We start from the raw sequence: 21,090 nt of genomic DNA on the forward strand, positions 1-21,090 counted from the left end.
TATTCGTTATCAAGCGAACCTTCAATCATCCATCTGGCATTCGTATTGTGTCAGAAACCCACTAAGATAGGGGAAGGTACCTATTTGAAACACTCCCTCTGTCTCTTACGATTAGATAAAAACAAAACTTGTAGCTTGGAGGACCAATGATGGATCAAAGTCCAACTTATTTTGAATGCTATGGAGATGAAGGGAAGGTGATGGATAACGGTTATCTGAAGCAAATCTTCGACCACTTGCAGGACGGGATTATTCTCATGGATCAGGAACGAAAAATTATGGTGATGAATCCATCCGCAGAAAAAATGACCGGTTGGAAGCGAGGAGAAAAGGTGCCGTTCTGCTCCTACTGCCAGAGCAGAGAGCTGGAAGAGGGAGAAGAACGATGTTATTTGCTCGCCAAACGGGAGGTTCCCTATTTTCTTTCTGCGATGCCCACGTATGAAGGACGGTACGTTGACATGGAAATGAGCACGGCTGTCATCTATGAAAATGGTGAACAAAACATGCAGGATGTACTTCTGGTCTTGAAAGATATGACGGTCAAGAAAAAAGAAGAGGAGGTCAGAATCTCCAAGCAGGTGCTGCAAAAAACGCTAGAAGCTCAGGAAAACGAACATAAGCGTCTGGCCCAGGAGCTGCACGACGGCGTAGGACAGTCCTTGTATTCCGTTTCGGTTGGCATTCAAGCGATTCAAACGCGTCTCAACCAAGAAGGACAATTCCGGGAATTCATGCAAGAGATCGTGAATGAGCTGGAAAAAGCGATACAAGACGTCAAGCTCTATTCACTTCAGCTACGTCCGCATAGTCTCGATCAACTGGGGCTGATTCCTACGGTTCGGCATCTTGTTTCTAGCTTGAACAAAGCACATCAGGATGTTTCCATTACCTTTTCTTACAGCAATGTCAGCGATCATTTTCAGCCAATCTTGGAAATTAATCTGTACCGTGTCATCCAAGAAGCCTTACATAATGCACTAAAATACGCGAAGGCGACACTCATTGAAGTCATCTTGTACAACGAAGAGGACCAACTGACTTTGCTGATTCAGGACAACGGAATCGGATTTGTTCGCGATCAGGTTCAGGTCGGTCTGGGTCTCAAACATATGGAAGAGCGAGTGGATCAGATGGAGGGAATTCTTCATATTCAATCCGTGCTCCACGAAGGTACATCGATCAAGGTAACGGTAGTGGGAGAAGGAGGGAGAGCAGAGTGATACGAGTGCTTTTGGTTGATGATCACACGATGATTCGGAAGGGATTGCGTGTGCTTCTCGAAAGTTACTCTCAAATAAAAATTGTCGGAGAGAGCCATACAGGCAACGATGCTATCCTTAAAGCGAATCAGCTGGAACCCGATGTAGTGCTGATGGATTTGTCATTGCCCAATGGGCTGGATGGGTTTACAGCGAGCAATGAGATTCGCAAGTCGAATCCTTTCGTGAAAATTGTCATATTGACCATGCATGACGAGGAGATTTTTGTCCAGAAGGCTATTACCGTCGGAGCTCATGGGTACATTTTAAAAAACAGCCATGGCGAGTTGCTGTTTCAAGCCATTGCGGAAGTCTACAGAGGTAAGCGCTTTTACAAGACTTCCGTATCGCAAGAGATCATCAATCTATGGCTGAAATCGGATGCCAAAACGATGCCTTCTGTTTTAACGCTACGTGAAAAGGAGCTTGTCAGACTCATTGTGCTTGGCTATACGAATAAGGAAATGGCAGATAAGCTGTTGATCAGCGTCAAAACCGTGGAGAACCACAAAACGAATATCATGCAGAAACTAGGACTGGATTCCAAGCATCAATTGATCCAATACGCCATTAAAAATAGATATCTCGATCTGGCATTTTAATCGCATAGATCAAAAAGTAGGGGACTTCCCCTATATGGAAAAAATAACAGAGGAATAAACTGAATAGAGAGACTACACCTCATGAACCATCATCGTACGATTGGAAACCATATCGTCGTCGAAGGAGGAACTATGGCAAAACAAGTTCATTATACGGTTGTCATCGTGGGAGCAGGCTCAGCCGGTATCTCTGTTGCTACCCGTATCGTCCGGGCTTCCAAAAGGCTCAAGGGACAAGTCGCCATCATCGATCCCGCGTCCAAGCATTATTATCAGCCTTTGTGGACATTAGTCGGAGGTGGTGCCGCGAAAAAGGAGGAATCCGAGCGCGACCTCTCCTCTCTGATTCCCGCAGGCGTCGACTGGATTTGCGATGCGGTCACCATGTTTCAGCCGGAACAACACACGCTCAGTACGAAGCAAGGAACCATCTTTTCCTATGACTACCTCGTTGTTGCTGCTGGTTTGCAAATAGATTGGGAGGGGGTAAAGGGCCTGAGGGATGCCGTCGGCAAGAACGGCGTTTGCAGCAACTACGCTTACCAAACAGTAGAAAGTACATGGGAAGCGATCCGGAGCTTTAAAGGCGGCACTGCCATTTTTACTCACCCGAATTCACCCGTAAAGTGCGGTGGAGCCCCTCAGAAAATCATGTATCTGGCTGATGATTACTTTCGTAAGTTACATGTTCGCAACCAGTCAGAGATCATTTTTGCATCGGCGAAGGGAAGTATTTTTGACGTTCCCACGTATGCCAATACCCTCAATAACGTCATTCGTCGCAAGAACATCGAAACCAGATACAAGCATAATCTAATGGAAGTGCGAGCGGATTCCAAAGAAGCGGTATTCGAGAATCTGGACACGAAAGAGCAGATAGTATGGAAGTATGACATGCTTCATGTGACCCCTCCCATGAAAGCGCCTGATTTCATTGCAAACAGCGCATTGGCAGACACAGGAGGCTGGGTCGATGTCGATCCGTTTACGCTTGCGCACAAAAGATTTCCCACTATTTTCGGCATAGGCGATTGCACGAATCTTCCCACGTCGAAAACCGGAGCTGCTATTCGCAAACAGGCGCCTGTCGTCGAGAAAAACCTCCTCGCGCTGATCAATGGTAATCCATTGGTTGCCAAGTATGACGGTTATACATCCTGCCCACTCGTAACGGGGTACAACAAACTAGTACTAGCCGAATTTGATTACAACCTGACGCCGTGTGAAACCTTTCCTTTTGACCAATCTGAAGAGAGATTCAGTATGTACTTGATGAAAAGAGAACTGCTTCCCATCCTTTATTGGAATGGCATGCTTAAAGGATTGATGTAAGGCAGTCTTGAAAGAGAGGAGGAGAGCAACATTTCGAACGCCAGGAAGGTACAGAGAAGCTCTGACATGTTTTTAGAGGATTTGTCTGATCCAGAAGTTCAGGAAGCAATCACCATATTGATCCGAAAGCTCCCGAAGATAAAAGATACCGTCCTTGCAGTCGAAGAGGGACTTGAAGTAGCCACATCGATCTTACGCGATCAGGAATCACTACGGTATTTGTTTGAGCGCGTAGATGGTCATCTGTCCCGTTTCTTTGTGGAAAAAGAATCGGTAGATGCCCTGTTTACTTTGCTTGATAAGATGCCAAAGCTCGTTAAATATGTCAGCGTTCTCGAACAAGCTGCTGATTTTTTGGAAAGCCTTGGAGAGGATAAGCAATCGCAACAATACTTGCTAAACGGTATGAAGGCGTACATCGCTCCTGTGTCCGCAAAAGTGGAGCATGGAGTGGCTGTCTTCCAGGAAGCAAAAGTACGAGCCGAACATAATAGCGAACCCGTTTCCGTGTTCACGCTTTACAAGCTCATGAAAGATCCCACCGTCCAAAAGACACTTCGCTTTACCCAATCGCTGCTCGAAGTACTCGCGGAAAAATCAAACAAATAACAGACGTGTTAAAGGAGGAATGTATCATGTTGTTGCGTTACTTTTATGATGAAAAACTGGCCCATGCATCTTATCTGGTCGGCTGCCAAAAAACCGGGGAGGCGATTGTAATCGATCCCGCCCGCAATCTGGCTCCTTATTTTCAAGTCGCCAAAGCAGAGGGGGTTACCATTGTAGCCGCAACGGAAACCCACATTCACGCTGATTTTGTCTCTGGTGCCAGGGAACTGGGCGCAGCCTATCAGGCGAAGCTGTTTTTATCCAATGAGGGCGATGAAGATTGGAAATATCAATACTTGGAAGGTTTGAACCATCAGCTTGTCCACGATGGGGATCGCTTTTTTATCGGGAACTTGCTATTTGAAGTTATGCATACGCCTGGCCATACACCCGAAAGCATCTCCTTCCTTTTGACAGACCTCGGAGGGAATGCAGATCGCCCCATCGGGATCTTTACGGGAGATTTTGTCTTTGTCGGCGATATCGGCAGACCGGACTTGCTCGAAAAAGCAGCGGGAATGAAGGGTACGTCCGAGTCAGGTGCAAGAGCCATGTTCCAGTCCCTCCAAAAATTCAAGCAACTGCCGGATTATATGCAGGTATGGCCAGCTCATGGCGCAGGAAGTGCTTGCGGCAAAGCACTGGGGGCCGTGCCGTCTTCTACCGTCGGTTATGAAAAGCTCTTTAACTGGGCGATGGCACACTCCAGTGAAGAGGAATTCGTCAAGGCACTCCTGGATGGACAACCAGAGCCACCAACGTATTTTGCAGTGATGAAACGAGTGAATAAGGAAGGTCCTGCCTTGCTCAACGAACTCCCTGTTGTTCAAGAGTTCAACTCGTTTGAACAGGTAAAGGAATCGCTGGAAAACGGACAGATTATCGATACGCGTCCTTTCCAGAATTTTGCGAAGGGGCATCTGGAGGGAACACTTCACATTCCTTTTAACAAGTCATTCGCCAACTGGGCGGGCTGGATCGTTGATTACAATCGTCCGGTACATATTCTGGCCACACCAGATCAGCTGGACGAGATTTTGCTAGCCTTACATTCCGTAGGGATTGATCATGTTACAGGCTTTATCGACAGCGGCAAGCTGATGGAAAGTGAAGTGTCTTCGCTCGAGACAATCGAAGAGGTAACACCGTTGGAGATTGCAGAACGGGTGGGAAAGGGAGAGGTTCACGTAGTAGATGTACGTAATCTGACTGAGTGGAAGGAAGGACACATTCCGGATGCACAGCACATCATGCTCGGTACGCTCGCCATGCGGCTGGATGAGATTCCTCACGATAAGCCTCTTCTCGTACAGTGCCGTTCCGGTGCCCGATCCGCTATTGGCGCAAGCATTCTTCAGGCAAATGGATTCAAGGATGTCATGAATTTGAGCGGCGGAATCTTGAAATGGCAAAAAGACGGCTTGGCAGTCGTAGAACGAGGGTAAAACGAATCGAGGTGTTGCAAAGGGTGAGCGTATGACTATCGACCTTGTGATCACACTGTTTGTTATCGGTTTCGCGGGATCATTTATTTCTGGTCTCGTCGGAATCGGGGGCTCCATCATCAAGTATCCGATGCTTCTGTACATTCCGCCCGCCCTTGGATTCGTTGCTTACACAGCTCACGAAGTATCCGGAATAAGTGCAATCCAAGTATTTTTTGCCACCCTAGCTGCTGTTTGGACTCTGCGAAAAGATAAGCTTATTCATTACCAGCTCGTTCGGTACATGGGAAGTGCCATTATCGTAGGAAGCTTGCTTGGAGGGTATGGAGGAAAATATCTCTCGGCAGAAGCCATCAATATCGTTTACGCCATCCTGGCCACTATTGCTGTAATCTTGATGTTCCTGCCAAAAAAGCGAATGGACGAACGTGAACAGTACGAGGTTATCTTTCATAAACCAACAGCCGTATTATCCGCTTTGATTGTCGGAGGCGCTTCCGGAATTGTCGGGGCAGCTGGCGCTTTTATTTTGGTTCCCATCATGTTGATCATTCTCAAGATCCCGACAAGAGTTACGATTGCTTCATCTCTTGCCATTACCTTTCTTTCTTCCATCGGTTCGACTGCAGGGAAATGGATGGCGGGCGACATATTACTGTGGCCATCCGTGATCATGGTAATCGCCAGTATCATGGCAGCGCCGCTCGGTACGAAGGTCAGCAAACGTTTGGATACACGGGTTCTCCAAACCATTCTGGCCTTGTTGATCCTAGCCACCACGATTAAGATCTGGGCTGATATCCTCATATTCATACGTGTGTGAAGATTTACTTTTTTCATAAATAAAATAAAGAAAAATCAATTGTTATGGAACAGGATTGACATATCCGAGTAAAATGATAAGATAAAAAAGAATTTTACGATGAAATTAAATTTCATAGAACATTCTTATCTAGAGTGGTGGAGGGACTGGCCCGATGAAACCCGGCAACCTTGGTCTGATTGACCTTACGGTGCCAATTCCTGCGGAGTTATTCTGCGAGATGAGAAGGTGGGAACCGTGTAATTGCCCCTCTTCTTTTCGGAGAGGGGTTTTCTATATTTATAATTCATAGTATTCATATCTTTTTACTTTGTATTATGTGAAGGAGGAAACAACGTGCTTCATTATGCGGTCAAGCGTGGCTTTCTCATGATCGTTACCCTTTGGATTATTGTCACGGTAACGTTTGTGACCATGCACCTGATTCCGGGTGACCCGTTCGCGTCTGACGCCAAAATGCTTCCAGAAGAAGTGGTAAAGAACATGCGGGCGGAGTACAACCTGGATCAGCCAATCACGGTACAGTACCTGCTCTATCTGAAAGGATTGCTGCAATTTGACTTGGGGCCCTCTATCCAGTCCAAGACGAGGGATGTGAACACGCTGATTGCAGAGGGATTCCCCGCATCGGCTGTTCTGGGACTCCAGTCCTTTATTGTCGCACTGGCAGGTGGAATCACACTGGGAATCGTAGCGGCACTCTATCACAATCGAACCTTGGATTTCTTGTCTATGTTTGCAGCCATCATTGGGATCTCCGTCCCCAGTTTTATTCTGGCGCCACTTTTGATCAAGTACATGGCGGTCAAATGGGAGCTTCTTCCCGTTGCTGCGTGGGGGAGCTGGGAGCATTCGATACTTCCAACGCTTGCGCTCGCTATCGGTCCGCTCGCCATTATCGCCCGTTTCGTACGAGCCAGCATGCTTGAGGTTTGGCAACAGGAATACATAAGCACGGCGGAGGCGAAAGGGCTTGGCACCTTTTCTATTGTCGTTAGACACGGGATGCGCAATGCCATCCTGCCGGTTCTTACCTTTATCGGTCCGCTGTTTGCCAACCTGATGACGGGAACCTTTGTGGTGGAAAAGATTTTCGCCATTCCCGGGCTCGGCAAATACTTCGTGGAAAGTATTTTTAACCGCGATTATCCCGTTATTTTGGGAACGACAGTGTTTTACAGCTTTGTGCTCATTTTTACTTTGTACATCATCGACCTACTGTATCGGGTGATTGACCCGCGCATCAGATTGACGAGTGGAGGGAAGTAGCGTTATGGCCAATCAGGCAACACAACTGGATAGCCTGTTTCGACCAGTAGACCGAAACAGGCTATCCGAAGAAATTCGGGAACGTCCCAGTCTTGGGTATTGGCAGGAGGTATTGCAGCGGGTATGCCGCAACAAGCTGGCAATGCTTGGGTTCTTCCTGCTCATGGCAGTGGTAACCCTCTCGATCATCGGTCCGATTCTCGTTCCCCACAGCCCGCATGAACAGTCATTGACGAAGGGTAATCTGCCGTTGTCGGGCGAGCATTGGTTTGGAACAGATGACTTGGGTCGGGACATGTGGGCACGTACCTGGGTAGGCGGTCAAATCTCTTTGTTTATTGGTGTGGCGGCAGCTGCTATCGACCTAGTGATCGGTGTATGCGTCGGCGGGATTTCCGGTTACATGGCAGGGAGGAACAAGCTGGGCGACCGTGTGGACAACATCCTGATGCGATTGGCTGAAATTCTGTACAGCATTCCGTATCTGCTGGTGGTAATTCTACTGATGGTGGTTCTGGAGCCTGGTCTCACAACGATTATTATTGCCCTTTCACTAACTGGTTGGGTCGGAATGGCCCGCCTGGTCAGAGGACAAATCATGCAGATCAAGCGTCAGGAGTTTGTGCTGGCTGCAGAAAAGTTGGGTACCTCTCATGCCAAAATTATCATCAAACATCTGCTGCCAAATACGATCGGCGTCATCATCGTCAACCTGACCTTTACGATACCGCATGCGATTTTTGCCGAATCGTTTCTCAGCTTTCTTGGGCTGGGTGTGCAAGCGCCAACCGCCAGCTGGGGAACCATGGCCAACGACGCGCTAGCGGTTATGCTGAGCGGACAGTGGTGGCGGCTGTTTTTTCCGGGATTCATGATTTCCCTTACCATGTTCGCGTGCAACGCGCTCGGGGATGGTTTGCAGGACGCACTGGACCCGCGGATTAGGAAATGAGGGGGAGTACATCGTGAAGCCATTGTTGGAAGTAGATCAGCTGCGCGTCTCCTTTCGCACGTACGGCGGAGAGGTGCAGGCAGTAAGAGGGGTTTCCTTTTCTGTAAAGGAGGGGGAGACGTTGGCAATTGTCGGGGAAAGCGGCTGTGGAAAAAGTGTGACCGCTCGGGCATTGATGGGGATGATTCCTCCGCGATCCGGTCAGGTAAAAGGCGGTAGCATTCGGTTTCGTAGGCGTGAACTGACGGGGCTGACGAAGCTGGAATGGCAGCAGGTTCGTGGCTCGCAGATCGGTATGATCTTTCAAGACCCGATGACCTCACTGAACCCCACGATGAAAATCGGTCAGCAGATTGCGGAAGGGCTAATCAAACATCTTAAGCAGACGAAGACGGAAGCAAAGGAAGAGGCGTTGAAACTGCTGGAGAGGGTAGGCATTTCGGAGGCGGCGAGGCGATTTGAACAATATCCGCATGAGCTAAGCGGAGGTATGCGGCAGCGTGTCGGAATCGCCATGGCGCTTGCCTGCCAACCGCAGTTGGTTATCGCCGACGAGCCGACGACAGCGCTCGACGTGACCATTCAGGCGCAGATCCTTCGTCTGATGAAAGAGTTGCAAGAGCAGTTGAACACTTCGGTCATTTTGATCACACACGATTTGGGCGTCGTCGCAGAGGTGGCCGATCATGTCGCGGTAATGTACGCAGGCGTAGTGGTGGAGAGCGGCCCAGTTGGAGAAATATTTGACAACCCGCGCCACCCATACACACAAGGACTGTTGCAGTCTGTGCCACGTCTCGATGCAGGTAAAAAAGAGCGGCTGATCCCCATCGAAGGGACACCACCGGATCTGTTTCGTCCGCCTGCCGGTTGCCCGTTCGCTACACGTTGCCGATTTGCCATGGAAATTTGCGTAGAGCATATGCCGCAATCGAATTCGTTTTTTAATCAGCATGAGGCGAGCTGCTGGCTGAACGACCCGCGTGCCCAAAAGAGCAGAAGCGTGGATGGTAGCAGGGAGGGAGACACATGGTTGACAACATTGTAGGGGTGGAGAATCTCGCTAAATCGTTTGAGATTGGCGGAGGCCAACGGGTTAGAGCTGTTGACCGAGTCTCTTTTGAAATCAGGCGAGGGGAGACGCTCGGAATCGTTGGGGAAAGCGGCTGCGGCAAGTCTACGCTGGGCAGGACGATCGTGGGCCTGTACCCGGCTACTGCGGGTCGCATTCTGTTTCAAGGCAAAGACATCGCCACGATGGATAGACGTGAGCGATGGGAAGCAAACCGCCACATGCAGCTGATCTTCCAGGATCCGCAGGCCTCACTCAATCCGCGTTTACGGGTGGGCGACATCATCGCCGAAGGAATCGACTCCTATGGTTTGGCAAAAGGAAAAGAGCGAGAAGAACGCATCTATCGGCTGCTGGAGCTAGTAGGATTGCAACCAAGCCACGCAAAACGCTTTCCGCATGAATTCAGCGGCGGTCAGCGACAACGGATCGGAATCGCCCGTGCGCTTGCGGTGGAGCCCAGCTTTATCGTGGCAGACGAGTCCATCTCCGCACTAGATGTGTCCATTCAGGCGCAAATCGTCAATCTTTTAGCCGATCTCCAGGCAGAGCGGTCCATCACCTATTTGTTTATCGCCCATGACCTGTCGATGGTGAAGCACATCAGCGACCGGATTGGTGTGATGTATCTGGGGCAGATGATGGAGCTTGCCCCGAGCGAGGAGTTGTTTGCCACGCCGATACATCCGTACACGCAGGCGTTGATCTCGGCCATGCCGATCTCCCATCCTGCCCAGCGCGAAGAGCGGGAGCAGATTGTACTGACCGGAGAACCGCCCAGCCCGATTCATCCGCCAAGCGGTTGCCCGTTTCGCACCAGATGTCCGGTTGCCCAAGGCGTTTGCGCCGAAACAGCGCCGGATTGGAAGGAGGTGAGGGACGGACACTGGATCGCTTGCCATCTTGTACAGTAGACAGAGGAGAACAAGGAGGAAATCATAATGAAAAAGGGATTGCTCGCTTTTGCCGCATTGCTGGCGCTCGCTGTACCTGCGCTTTCTGCGTGCGGCAGCGATAAACCGGCTACGTCTTCCGATCAACAGACGGGAGCAGCCGTCAAACAAGTCATTACCGCTAACCTGCGGGGCGAACCGTACACTTTAGACCCGGCATTCGCTTCCGATACCACCTCGTACTGGGTGATTGACCATCTGTACGAAGGATTGTACCGATACAGCCAAAATGGAGACATCAGCGAAGGGGCAACAGAAAAGGTGGAAGTCTCCCCGGACGGAAAAACCTACACGTTTACCCTGCGCCCCGAGATGAAATGGTCGAACGGCGATCCGTTGACGGCGCATGACTACGAATACTCATGGAAACGCGTGCTGAATCCGCAGACTGCCGCCTATGAACCATCCGCACTCTACTACATACAAGGCGCGGAGGCATACAACACGGGCAAAGGTAGCGTGGATGACGTTCAGATTAAGGCAAAGGATGACCGCACACTCATCGTTGGATTGAAAGACCCGATCACCTATTTCCCGAAAATCATGATGAGTCGCGCCTATTTGCCGGTGAACAAAAAAGTCGTGGATGCAGACAAAAACTGGGCGGCCGAAGCGAAAGGCATCGTGACCAATGGCCCGTACACCGTGGAGAGCTGGGAACACAACAGTCAACTGACAATCGCCAAAAGTCAGAGCTACTGGGAGAAAGAAAAGGTAACGATGGAAACCGTCCACTTCAAGATGGTCAACGAAGCAACTACCTACTACCAGATGTTCAAAACAGGAGCGCTCGACCTGATTGACTCCCTGCCGATCGACGTAATTGAGCAAGAAAAAGAAAAAGAAGAGTACAAATCATTCCCGGACTACAGCATTTATACGTACACGTTCAACGTAGAGGAAAAGCCATTCACTAATGCGAAAATTCGTCAGGCCTTTTCCTACGCGATCGATCGGGACATCCTGACGAAAAACGTGACCAAGGGAGGCCAGCTCCCGGCGTACGGTTATACTCCATTTGGGGTAAAAACTCCTTCCGGCAAGGACTTCCGAGAAGAAGTAGCGCCTTACTATCAGTTTGATCCGGCTAAGGCGAAGCAGCTCCTGGCTGAAGGCTTGAAGGAAGAAGGCTGGACAGAGCTTCCGCCAATTACACTGAAATACAGCACCGCGGAAAACCATAAGAAGATCGCCGAAGCGCTACAAGAAATGTTCAAGCAAAACTTAGGTGTGCAAGTGAAGCTGGAAAATCAAGAATGGAAAACGTACATCGATACGTTCAAGCAGAAAAACTTCCAGATTGCCCGCATGGGTTGGGGCGGCGATTACCTCGATCCGCTCGCGATGCTGGAGCTGTATACAGGGAAAAGCTCCCGCAACTTCACCAACTGGGCCAATCCGAAGTTTGACGAGCTGATCGAAAAAGCAAAGGTTGAGCAAAACGAGGAAGCACGCATGAAGCTTCTGCACGACGCTGAAACCATTTTGATGCAGGACATGCCCGTCATCCCGGTTTATTTCAATAACGAAAACTACCTCAACAGCAAAAAGGTCGAAGGCATCCGCTTCAGTGTAACCGGGACACCGGACCTGCGTTGGGCGAAAAGAGTGGCAGAGTAACGATTAATAAAATGCGGTCGTCATTTACTAGAACAAAGAGCAGATTGCCTAAAGCATCTGCTCTTTGTTTTATGAACGCAATAATAGGTTTATTGCGAAACTCGTTTCCCAAATGATGAAAGTATCCTAAAATATAGAAGAAAGGATAAGAGCGCCTTTCCTATGCTGGATCAAGCGATGAAGAAATTCACGAATGAAGGGGTCTACTACAAATGACAATAACTATGGATTCAAAAGAGTTTATCAATCGCCGTCAAAGACTCGCGGAAAAAATGCCTGATCACAGCGCACTTGTCCTATTTTCAGGGGTTGTCAAGACACGCAGCAATGACGATAAATATCCGTTTTCACCGAACCGCAACTTCTATTATCTAACCGGTATTGCGCGAAGCAATCTCATTCTCATGATCACGAAACGCGCTGGCATCGTGACCGAAACGTTATTTCTTCAGCGCCCAAATGAGCTGGAAGCGAAATGGACAGGGGCCGTCTTATCAGATCAAGAGGCGAAAGAGCAGTCTGGTATCGAACACTTTGACTATCTCGATGAGTGGCTGGAGTCATTTGGAACCTTTATGAGGCGCTGTGAAGGCAAGTACTCGCTCTATCTCGACTTGTATCGCTATCTGTGGAGCGACGAGCAGACTCCTGCAGAGACTTTTGCCGAAGACGCACAGAAGAAATACCGGACCCTGCAGATTCACGATGCGGGCCCATGGCTGAAAGAACTGCGTATGGTGAAAAGTCCGGCAGAGATCGAAGAAATCAGACGTGCGATTGCGATCACAGATGAAGCAATCCGGCGCATGTGGTCGCATGCACGTCCTGGAAGCATGGAATATGAGCTAGAGGCGCACTATGATTTCACGTTGAAGTCGCATGGTGTTCGCGAGCTGCCTTATTTACCTATTATCGCTAGCGGAATCAATGCTACTGTCTTGCACTATGAAGCGAATAATCAGCGTGCGGAAGATGGTGACTTGGTCCTCCTTGACCTCGGTGCAACATCGAACTACTATTCGGCTGATATTTCGCGAACGTTTCCCGTGAATGGTCGCTTTACAGAACGTCAGAAAGCGATCTATCAACTCGTGCTCGAAGCAGAAATCAAGACCATCGAAGCAGTCAAGCCTGGTATCACACTCACACAACTCAATGATGTCACGAAACAAGTCCTGACAGACGGCTTGCTGCGCCTCGGCCTCATCGAAGAAAGCAGTGAGCTCCCCAAATACTACTATCATTCCGTGGCTCATCACCTTGGACTGGATACGCACGATGTCTCGGATTACAGTGCTGCTTTGCAACCTGGTATGGTGATCACGATTGAACCTGGTCTGTACATAGAGGAAGAAGCGATTGGGATTCGGATTGAAGATAATGTGTTAGTAACAGAAGACGGCTGCGAGGTGCTCTCACCGCAGATCCCGAAGGAAATCGAAGACGTGGAATTGTTGATTGGCAAAAAGGAATAGCGAACGCTTACGAGCGAATGGATTCATCCATTACAGAAAAAACATCCTTTCGATAGGATGTTTTTTTCTATTCAATTTTTTCTTAGTTGTTGAATTCTTGCATATTCATTTATACTTGTTAATGTAATAATTTGTAAAAACAGGAGGTGCTTAACATAAAAGCTCTCGCCAGTTCATTAGAAAGGGACGTCCCTGTGCACCTAGGAACATCCCCGAAAAGAGAATTAGAAGGTGCCCCGAAAAGTAAGTGCACGATCTGGGGCGCGGGAATAGAAGCAAGTCGCCATCACTTAGATTTAGAAACAAGCATCGAACAACTACGACAACAAATGATTGAATTGGCAGGAACACATGGTCTTACTAGTGACGCAGTTTTGGATGTAAGCCAGCAATTGGACAAATATATTGTGATGGCACAAAACACCCATAAAGCAGATAGCATCTGGTGAAGAATTCTATCGGCCTACTAAAAAATGATCGCAAAAGAGGAACCACCGAAGGATGAAAAATCCAGTGCGGTGGTTCTTTTTTTCTCTCGTCTCCCATGCCATCATTATAGACGGGGGCGATGAAGGATGTTCCAGGATTTCAAGCTTGTTGGTGACCGTCCAGTCGCGATACAAGTGAAAGAATACGTCAAACGTTTAATAATCAAAGGCGCGCTTCAGGCGGATCAAAAGCTGCCCTCCACACGAGAAATGAGCAGTCTACTAAAGGTGAGCCGCAATACAGTGATTGCAGCCTATGAAGGCCTAGCGGATGACGGATTTGCGTATGCGATTCCCGGCAAAGGCAGCTATGTTACCGCTATGGAGGGCCATTTGGCTGCGGATAAAGGAGGAGCTGACGGCTCCGACTCCTGGCAGATCGACTGGAAGGCTCGAATGAACGAATATGCTGTATCCGCTGCAGAGCTGGACATGATGAAGCAGGGCATTCGCGCCAAAAAAGGAACTATTTCGTTCACAAGCATCGCGCCGGATGAGCAGTTGTTTGATCTGGGGGATGTAAGGCGAGCCTTTATGGATCGGATGGCAATCGAAGGGCAAGTGCTGCTCAATTACGGGTATGCCAAGGGCTACAAGCCACTAATCGATTACTTGATGCGTTATATGGAGAATAAGGGCGTCGATTTAAGCGGCAAGGATATGCTGATTACAAGCGGGTTTACAGAAGGTTTTGACATAGTACTGTCAGCACTGCGCCCTTCTGCTCGCCGTGGAGCAGCCATTTGTGAAAATCCAACTCATCATACAGCGATCAAGAATTTAAAGCTGCAGGGATTTGAGATTACCGGCATTCCGATGGAGAGTGATGGTATTGATGTAGAGCAGCTTGATGCTTTATTGCAGAAGCAGACAAACAGCTTCGATCTGGCCTATTTGACTCCTTCCTATCACAATCCGACAGGTATTGTCATGTCGCCTGCGAAGCGTAGTGCCGTTATGAAATTACTGATGCGCTATCAGATTCCGGTGATTGAGGATGGATTCAATGAGGAGCTGCGCTACTCGGGAGCGCATGTTGCGCCATTAATCGCGACAGCAGGTCAAGGGAACGGAGTCATCTATATTGGTAGCTTCTCCAAAGTGCTGTTCCCTGGATTGCGAGTGGGTTGGGTGCTCGGAGACAAGGCACTAATCGATAATCTGGAAAGCATTAAGCGTGCACGCACCATTCATACATCAACCATCGATCAATCGATACTCTATCAATATTTGCTGAATGGAAATTTCGATAAATATGTAAAAAAGGCCCGTATGGAATATAAGCGCAAATATGAGCTGACGAAGGCATGCTGTGAAGCACATCTCCCCGAGGCGCAACTGTCTGGCGACGGGGGCTTGCATTTGTTTCTTACCTTTCCGATAGCGGTAAATACACGCCAACTGCTAGAAGCTTGCACAGAGCACGGTGTCATTTTTACACCGGGGGACAAATTTTTTATTCAAGAAGGAACAGGGACGAATACCTTGCGACTTGGTTTTTCACGAGTAACGGATGAAAATATCGAGCGGGGGATTCAGATCATCGGCAAACAGGCGCGTCGCTTTCTTGAGACATAACGATTACAAGCCGCACAACCATTTGAGAAAAATGAGGTGTCATCATGAAGATAGGCGTTATTATGGGTGGTATTTCTTCTGAGCGTGAGGTTTCTCTGAAGACTGGTCAAGAGATGATCAATCATTTGGATCGCACTCGTTATGAGGCAGTTCCCATTGTCGTTTCGCAGCGAGCGGATTTAATCACTCAGATTCAGCAGGAAGGCATCGATTTCGCGCTATTGGCGCTGCATGGCCAATATGGTGAGGATGGCACGGTACAGGGAGCGCTGGAGACACTGGGTATTCCATATACAGGAAGCGGTGTCCTGGCAAGTAGCCTATGTATGAATAAGCAACTGTCCAAAATGCTGCTGAAGGAGGCAGGCATTCAAACGCCTGCAGGACTTTACTGGAAGGACGTTTATGATCCTCAGGCCGTAGAGCAATTAAGTTACCCGGTGATTGTGAAGCCGAACATGGGAGGATCCAGCATCGGTGTCCAGCTCGTGCATAATGAGAAGGAGCTGCTGTCAGCAGTTCAGGAAGCCCGCCATTTGGATCAGGGAATCTTAATTGAGCCCTATTTGAAAGGGACGGAGCTTACCTGCGCAATTCTGGATGGCGAAGTACTACCGATTATCGGCATTCGCTCCGCGCATTCAGAGTGGTTCGACTACCGAGCGAAATATGAGGACGGCGGCGCGGAGGAGAAGGTGATCGAGCTTCCTTCCGTTACTCAGCAGCGTGTACGCGAGGCGGCGCTCGCCAGCTACCGACTGCTGCAGTGCAAGGTCTATGCAAGGGTCGATATGATTTTGTGTGAAGATATGCCTTACGTGCTAGAAGTGAACACCTTACCGGGGATGACTGCCAACAGCCTGTTTCCAAAGAGTGCAGCTGCAGCAGGTATGACTTTTACACAGCTGCTGGACCGTATTATTGCGAGCTCTCTCCATGAGCGGAAACAGCAATGGGGGAACACTGCTAACGACTAGCAATTATGCTAGTGACCTAACGGAAGAGAAACCCTACATGTAGTGGGGTTTCTCTTTGTTTTCATTGACTAGAGTAGTGAATGACTACGGAACACTTTACGATACGATCTCCGTTGTTTCGATAAATGTGAGGCCTGTCTGCTTTAAAAATAAGAGTATCCTCTGGCTCAACTATATAAACTTGTTCATTGACAACAACCTCTAGCGTGCCTTCATTTACGAGAATGAATTCCTCAACCCCTGTTGAATGCGGTTCTGCTATATGCTCGCATCCTGGTTCAAGGATTACCGAGAAGATCTCAAACTGTTGTTCTGGATTGTACGGTACCAGTGGATATACACGATACTGTCCGTTATTTTCAATAATCGGATTTACTTCCTTCTTTTTTACGATCGTAACATTCGGCTTGTATTGACTAACGAGTGAAGAAAAGGATAAGCGCAACCCGCTAGCAATTTTCCAAAGGGTTGTGATAGTTGGAGCCGACTTGCCTCTTTCAATTTGTCCTAACATTGTTTTGCTAACTCCTGTTATTTCAGAAGTTTTATCCAAGCTCAAGTTTCTTTCTTTCCGAATACGCTTTATGTTCTCTCCAATATTTGTCTGAAATTCTTCCATTAAATACCCTCCATCGAGTACGGACGCTATATTGCACGCATGTACGTTATACTTTACAATCGAGCTATATATAGTTTGAAGCAGACACTATATAGTCCAAAATATACGAAAAGAGGCGCTATGTCTATGGAGAACACGATTTTATCGGGCGTTCATCAAGCGATTGGTAACACTCCCATGGTTCATCTTTCTAGGCTAACAGAAAATCTCGATGGAAATATTTTCGCCAAACTGGAATATTTAAATCCAGGCTTTAGCAAAAAGGATAGAATCGCCTTGCAGATCATTGAAGAGGCTGAGAAGGCTGGAATACTAAATCCAAATGATACTGTGGTGGAATTAACGAGTGGCAATACAGGGACAGGGCTTGCGATTGTTTGCGGAGTCAAAGGGTATAAATTCGTTGCTGTCATGTCAAAAGGAAATTCACTGGAAAGAGCGAGGATGATGCAAGCACTGGGAGCAGAAGTTGTTTTAGTAGACCAAGCGCCTGGTTCTCCAATAGGGCAAGTTTCTGGAGAAGATCTTGCTAAAGTGGAAGAAGTTGCGCAGCAAATAACAAAAGAAAGAAATGCGTTCCGTGCAGACCAATTTCATCACATTGGCAATATTCATGCTCATGAATTTCACACGGGGGAAGAAATTTGGAAACAAACGAATGGAAAAGTAGACGTTTTCCTTGATTTTGCAGGTTCTGGTGGCACTTTTACAGGTTGTGCAAAAACGTTAAAAAAGTATAATCCCAACATTCGGTGTTATTTAGTTGAACCAAACACCGCACCGTTCTACTCTGGTAAAGCTGCTACTAACCTCAATCACAAGATCCAAGGTGGGGGATATTCCATGGATTTACCTCTTCTGGATAAAAACTTGGTTACAGACTACATCCATGTTACAGATGAAGAAGCGACACAAGTTACAAGAGAACTAGCAAGAAAAGAAGGAATATTCGCAGGATTTTCTTCAGGAGCAAATGTTGCGGCTGCCTTACATCTTTTGAAAGGGAAAGAAAAAGGAGCAGATATTGTGTTGACGATTAATGATTCAGGGCTCAAATATCTAAGCACAGATCTCTATGAATAACCTTCAACCGTCCGATCATGTAAACCTTACGAGTTTAAGAAGCCAGGTGACAACAAGCACCAGGCTTTTTCATGTTCAAATTACACTACGGTGAACGCATGATCATCAGTTGACATATTGCCCCTTGAATCTCAAGTTACTAGAGGTTTTATAATTGGTTAGGAGGTGTTGTAACGTGCACGGAAAGGCGAGGAACAGATTAGACACCACACAAAATCAACAAACTGATCGAACAACGAAGGACGTGAAGTTCTTCATCGGACAAGTGGCGAAAATGACAGGATCTTCTGTACCCACTGTTCGTTATTATGACGAGATCGGCCTGCTTTCACCTGCTGAGATAACTCCTGGAGGTCATCGTATGTATACGGCAGAGGAAATATGGCGGTTAAAACTGATCCTAACCCTTCGCTATTTAAACTTTGGGATTGATGAGATCAAGAGAATGTTAGCTGGGGATATACCTGTTGATATGGCGATAGAATGGCAAATTGAAGCTTTGGACATCCAAATGCGTACTCTTGCCAGCATGAAATCCATTTTGGAACAAACAAAGGAGAGTAAGGGTGGCAGTGATTCTTTGAGCTATATGCACGAGCTAATTGAATCCATTTCTACAGATGCATTGGAACGAGAAAAGTTTATTTTGGAAAAAATGGTTTCGTCCGTTTTTCCTGAACAATTCCCAGTTGAATGGCGAGAGATATTTTTGTTAGGGGTTAACGTCTCTTCGTTGCTGGAAGGCAAGCTTTCGGCAGCACAAACGGCTGCATTAGATGAGTTGGAGGAAATGTTTAATGATCCACAGATTGTCCAGGAGATGCAGCAAGATGTTATGTCCTTCCTAGAAGTAGTTCACCTACCTAAGATCAGTGTGGAGATGTGGAGCGCCAGAATGCTTAAAAACCTTAAACAGTTGTTGAAAGCAGCGGAGCAACATGCAACTCCAGACAGTCCTGTCGTACAGGCGAATATTCAAGAGTATGTCTTGCTGTTTGCCGATGTTGACGAACTCCCTGTCTCGCAGTCATTTTTCCGTCGATTTGCGGAAAGGTTGCTTTCAAACCAATCAGAAAATCTCGAACGCTTCAGAAGAATTTGTTCAATCCTGTACCCAGGTCTGCAAGCGTATATGAAAACAAATGAATTATTCTACCAAGGATTACAGTGGAAGCTTCAACAACTGGATGAAGAGTAATGCACTCTTTGTTACAGCTTGCGAAGGAGGTGAAATCATCTGTCATCATCGGAACTTGTTTCCAAAAGAAAAGGCTAGGAGGTGGCATGCTGACACATGAAGAGAAACAAGCGAAAAACGTACAGTGTCTTTTGGAGGGGATTTGTCACTCTATGTTTGTTCTTGGTGGTTGGTTGCAGCACGCAAACAACTGTGCCAGCCGAGCAACAGGAGAGTGCTGAACCTAAAACGGGTGGAACCATTACAGTAGCGTACCCTTATGAACCGGATACGTTAGATGCTCACATGTCTGCTGGATCTGCTGGGGTCTATACCTGGTTGCTCGGTGGATCACTGCTATATAAGGATCCTGCCTCAAACGAATACAAGCCCTCTCTGGCTAGTGACTATAAAATTTCTGAGGATGGCAAAACGTGGACCTTCACCATTCGTTCCGGGATTACCTTTCACGATGGAACACCTCTGACTGCAAAAAGTTTTAAGGAAACCTTCGATCGTGTTCTCAATCCGCAGACAAAAGCAAAAACAGCCGCTGAAGTAATGGCTCCAATAAAAAGCGTGAAAGCGCCAGACGATCAGACCCTCGTTCTGGAACTACATGAACCTAATACTGCCTTTCTCGATTCGCTAGGGAATTATGTAACACAGCCGCTATCGTTAAAAGCGATTGAAAAGGCAGGAGAGGACTATAGCCGGAGTCCTGTCGGAGTAGGCCCGTGGAAGTTTGAGAGCTGGAAAACGGGCGAAGGTGTCACCTATGTTAGAAATGAAGCTTTTCAGTGGGGAGAGCCATATTATGAAAATCAAGGTCCTCCAAGAGCAGACAAACTTGTCATAAAAGCGATTGCTGACAGCCAACTCAGGTTGTTATCGCTAGAGAGTGGTGCTATCGATGTAGCCACGGAAATACCTGTGAAAGATGCAAGTTATTATCGGAATAATTCGAAATATGAAGTGATAGAGCGCTTACGCCCTGGTCTGGGATTATTGATGGAGATGAATCTGAAGAGACCACCATTTGAAGATATTCAGGTGCGAAAAGCATTTCAAATGCTCGTCAATAAAGAAGCCATTATCCAAGCTGTTACGCAGGGAGAAGGCGAAGTAGCCCATACACCGTTATCTCCATCGACGCTAGGGTATGACAAATCTTTAGAGAAGTACGGATACGCGTATAGTGTGGACGAAGCAAAGAAATTGTTGGACGATGCTGGTTGGAGAGTAAACGGAAATGGTGTGAGAGAAAAAGACGGAAAAACACTGAGTCTGAAGTTACTCAGTACCGCAGATTTTGACAAAGAAGCCCAATTGCTCCAAGCCATGCTGAGAGAGGCTGGTATCAACATAATGATTCAGAATCTGGAAATAGCAGGGTACATGCAGGAAGTCGTAAAAGGAAATTTTGATGTAACGTTGATATCCGGCGCCTATGATGACCCTGATATTTTATACTTTTATTTTCATTCCAGCGGTGTCTACAACCTGTCTGGTGTAAAAGATGACAAGCTGGATGCCCTCCTTTTAAAAGGGCGTACAACCATACAGACTGATGCCAGAAAGCAAGTGTATATGGATGTACAAAAGCAACTGATTGAGCAAGCGTATGTTGTCCCTCTCTATTACGAGAAGGCCTTTACTGTCATAAACGCTCGAGTAAAAGGAGTAAAGTGGACATCTGTCATGCCGACATATAATGACAGCTGGGTCGAGAACTAACTACATGTCAACAAAGG

The 21,090-nt window shown here is 47.6% G+C and carries 19 protein-coding genes and 1 riboswitch; of the genes, 18 read left to right on the top strand and 1 reads right to left on the bottom strand.

The annotated features are described in order from the left end of the window. Nucleotides 1–149: 149 nt before the first annotated feature. From ACFVS2_RS04170 to ACFVS2_RS04240, 15 genes are all read left to right on the top strand, one after another. Nucleotides 150–1,223, top strand: coding sequence for a PAS domain-containing sensor histidine kinase (locus tag ACFVS2_RS04170; RefSeq protein WP_390231297.1), 1,074 nt, complete (start codon nucleotides 150–152; stop codon nucleotides 1,221–1,223). Next, nucleotides 1,220–1,864, top strand: coding sequence for a response regulator (locus ACFVS2_RS04175; RefSeq protein ID WP_390231300.1), 645 nt, complete (start codon nucleotides 1,220–1,222; stop codon nucleotides 1,862–1,864). The genes ACFVS2_RS04170 and ACFVS2_RS04175 overlap by 4 nt, the downstream gene beginning before the upstream one ends. Before the next feature lie 132 nt (nucleotides 1,865–1,996). Beyond that, nucleotides 1,997–3,196, top strand: a complete 1,200-nt coding sequence (locus tag ACFVS2_RS04180) for an FAD/NAD(P)-binding oxidoreductase (RefSeq protein ID WP_390231303.1) — start codon at nucleotides 1,997–1,999, stop codon at nucleotides 3,194–3,196. Nucleotides 3,197–3,262: 66 nt separating this feature from the next. Then, entirely contained in the window at nucleotides 3,263–3,805 is a 543-nt protein-coding gene (locus ACFVS2_RS04185; protein ID WP_390231307.1) for a DUF1641 domain-containing protein, read from the top strand. Between the two features lie 26 nt (nucleotides 3,806–3,831). Then, nucleotides 3,832–5,250 carry an MBL fold metallo-hydrolase gene (locus ACFVS2_RS04190; protein ID WP_390231310.1) on the top strand — a complete coding sequence of 473 codons (1,419 nt, stop codon included), beginning with the start codon at nucleotides 3,832–3,834 and terminating at the stop codon, nucleotides 5,248–5,250. Between the two features lie 31 nt (nucleotides 5,251–5,281). Continuing rightward, entirely contained in the window at nucleotides 5,282–6,073 is a 792-nt protein-coding gene (locus tag ACFVS2_RS04195) for a sulfite exporter TauE/SafE family protein (RefSeq protein WP_390231313.1), read from the top strand. A 122-nt stretch (nucleotides 6,074–6,195) separates the two neighbouring features. Beyond that, nucleotides 6,196–6,300, top strand: a riboswitch (SAM riboswitch). Between the two features lie 109 nt (nucleotides 6,301–6,409). Continuing rightward, a complete protein-coding gene (locus tag ACFVS2_RS04200) occupies nucleotides 6,410–7,342 on the top strand; it encodes an ABC transporter permease (protein WP_390231316.1) in 933 nt (310 codons plus the stop codon). Nucleotides 7,343–7,346: 4 nt separating this feature from the next. After that, entirely contained in the window at nucleotides 7,347–8,294 is a 948-nt protein-coding gene (locus ACFVS2_RS04205; RefSeq protein ID WP_390231319.1) for an ABC transporter permease, read from the top strand. A 13-nt stretch (nucleotides 8,295–8,307) separates the two neighbouring features. Next, on the top strand, nucleotides 8,308–9,342 hold the full coding sequence (locus ACFVS2_RS04210; RefSeq protein WP_390231322.1) for an ABC transporter ATP-binding protein: 1,035 nt from the start codon (nucleotides 8,308–8,310) through the stop codon (nucleotides 9,340–9,342). Beyond that, a complete protein-coding gene (locus tag ACFVS2_RS04215; protein ID WP_390231325.1) occupies nucleotides 9,324–10,280 on the top strand; it encodes an ABC transporter ATP-binding protein in 957 nt (318 codons plus the stop codon). The genes ACFVS2_RS04210 and ACFVS2_RS04215 overlap by 19 nt, the downstream gene beginning before the upstream one ends. 27 nt (nucleotides 10,281–10,307) lie before the next feature. After that, nucleotides 10,308–11,939, top strand: a complete 1,632-nt coding sequence (locus ACFVS2_RS04220; protein ID WP_390231328.1) for a peptide ABC transporter substrate-binding protein — start codon at nucleotides 10,308–10,310, stop codon at nucleotides 11,937–11,939. A 212-nt stretch (nucleotides 11,940–12,151) separates the two neighbouring features. Continuing rightward, nucleotides 12,152–13,414: an aminopeptidase P family protein gene (locus ACFVS2_RS04225; RefSeq protein ID WP_390231331.1), complete on the top strand. Its 1,263-nt coding sequence runs from the start codon at nucleotides 12,152–12,154 to the stop codon at nucleotides 13,412–13,414. Nucleotides 13,415–13,608: 194 nt separating this feature from the next. Continuing rightward, nucleotides 13,609–13,863: an aspartyl-phosphate phosphatase Spo0E family protein gene (locus ACFVS2_RS04230; protein ID WP_390231334.1), complete on the top strand. Its 255-nt coding sequence runs from the start codon at nucleotides 13,609–13,611 to the stop codon at nucleotides 13,861–13,863. 126 nt (nucleotides 13,864–13,989) lie between these two features. After that, on the top strand, nucleotides 13,990–15,480 hold the full coding sequence (locus ACFVS2_RS04235; protein ID WP_390231336.1) for an aminotransferase-like domain-containing protein: 1,491 nt from the start codon (nucleotides 13,990–13,992) through the stop codon (nucleotides 15,478–15,480). A 44-nt stretch (nucleotides 15,481–15,524) separates the two neighbouring features. Beyond that, nucleotides 15,525–16,457, top strand: coding sequence for a D-alanine--D-alanine ligase (locus ACFVS2_RS04240; protein ID WP_390231339.1), 933 nt, complete (start codon nucleotides 15,525–15,527; stop codon nucleotides 16,455–16,457). A 61-nt stretch (nucleotides 16,458–16,518) separates the two neighbouring features. On the opposite strand, the gene ACFVS2_RS04245 is transcribed toward ACFVS2_RS04240, so the two are convergent. Next, nucleotides 16,519–17,076, bottom strand: a complete 558-nt coding sequence (locus ACFVS2_RS04245; RefSeq protein WP_390231342.1) for a helix-turn-helix domain-containing protein — start codon at nucleotides 17,074–17,076, stop codon at nucleotides 16,519–16,521. Nucleotides 17,077–17,202: 126 nt separating this feature from the next. Between ACFVS2_RS04245 and ACFVS2_RS04250 the strand changes: the two genes are divergently transcribed. The 3 genes from ACFVS2_RS04250 to ACFVS2_RS04260 all read left to right on the top strand — a co-directional run bounded on the left by ACFVS2_RS04250 (nucleotide 17,203) and on the right by ACFVS2_RS04260 (nucleotide 21,073). Then, nucleotides 17,203–18,159 (top strand): PLP-dependent cysteine synthase family protein, encoded by a 957-nt coding sequence (locus ACFVS2_RS04250; RefSeq protein ID WP_390231344.1) that lies wholly within the window; start codon nucleotides 17,203–17,205, stop codon nucleotides 18,157–18,159. A gap of 265 nt (nucleotides 18,160–18,424) precedes the next feature. Next, entirely contained in the window at nucleotides 18,425–19,357 is a 933-nt protein-coding gene (locus tag ACFVS2_RS04255; RefSeq protein WP_390232407.1) for a MerR family transcriptional regulator, read from the top strand. Nucleotides 19,358–19,453: 96 nt separating this feature from the next. Further along, nucleotides 19,454–21,073: an ABC transporter substrate-binding protein gene (locus ACFVS2_RS04260; protein ID WP_390231347.1), complete on the top strand. Its 1,620-nt coding sequence runs from the start codon at nucleotides 19,454–19,456 to the stop codon at nucleotides 21,071–21,073. Nucleotides 21,074–21,090: the final 17 nt, after the last annotated feature.

This window comes from Brevibacillus sp. NPDC058079, from assembly GCF_042885155.1.
Taxonomy (GTDB): Bacteria; Bacillota; Bacilli; order Brevibacillales; family Brevibacillaceae; genus Brevibacillus.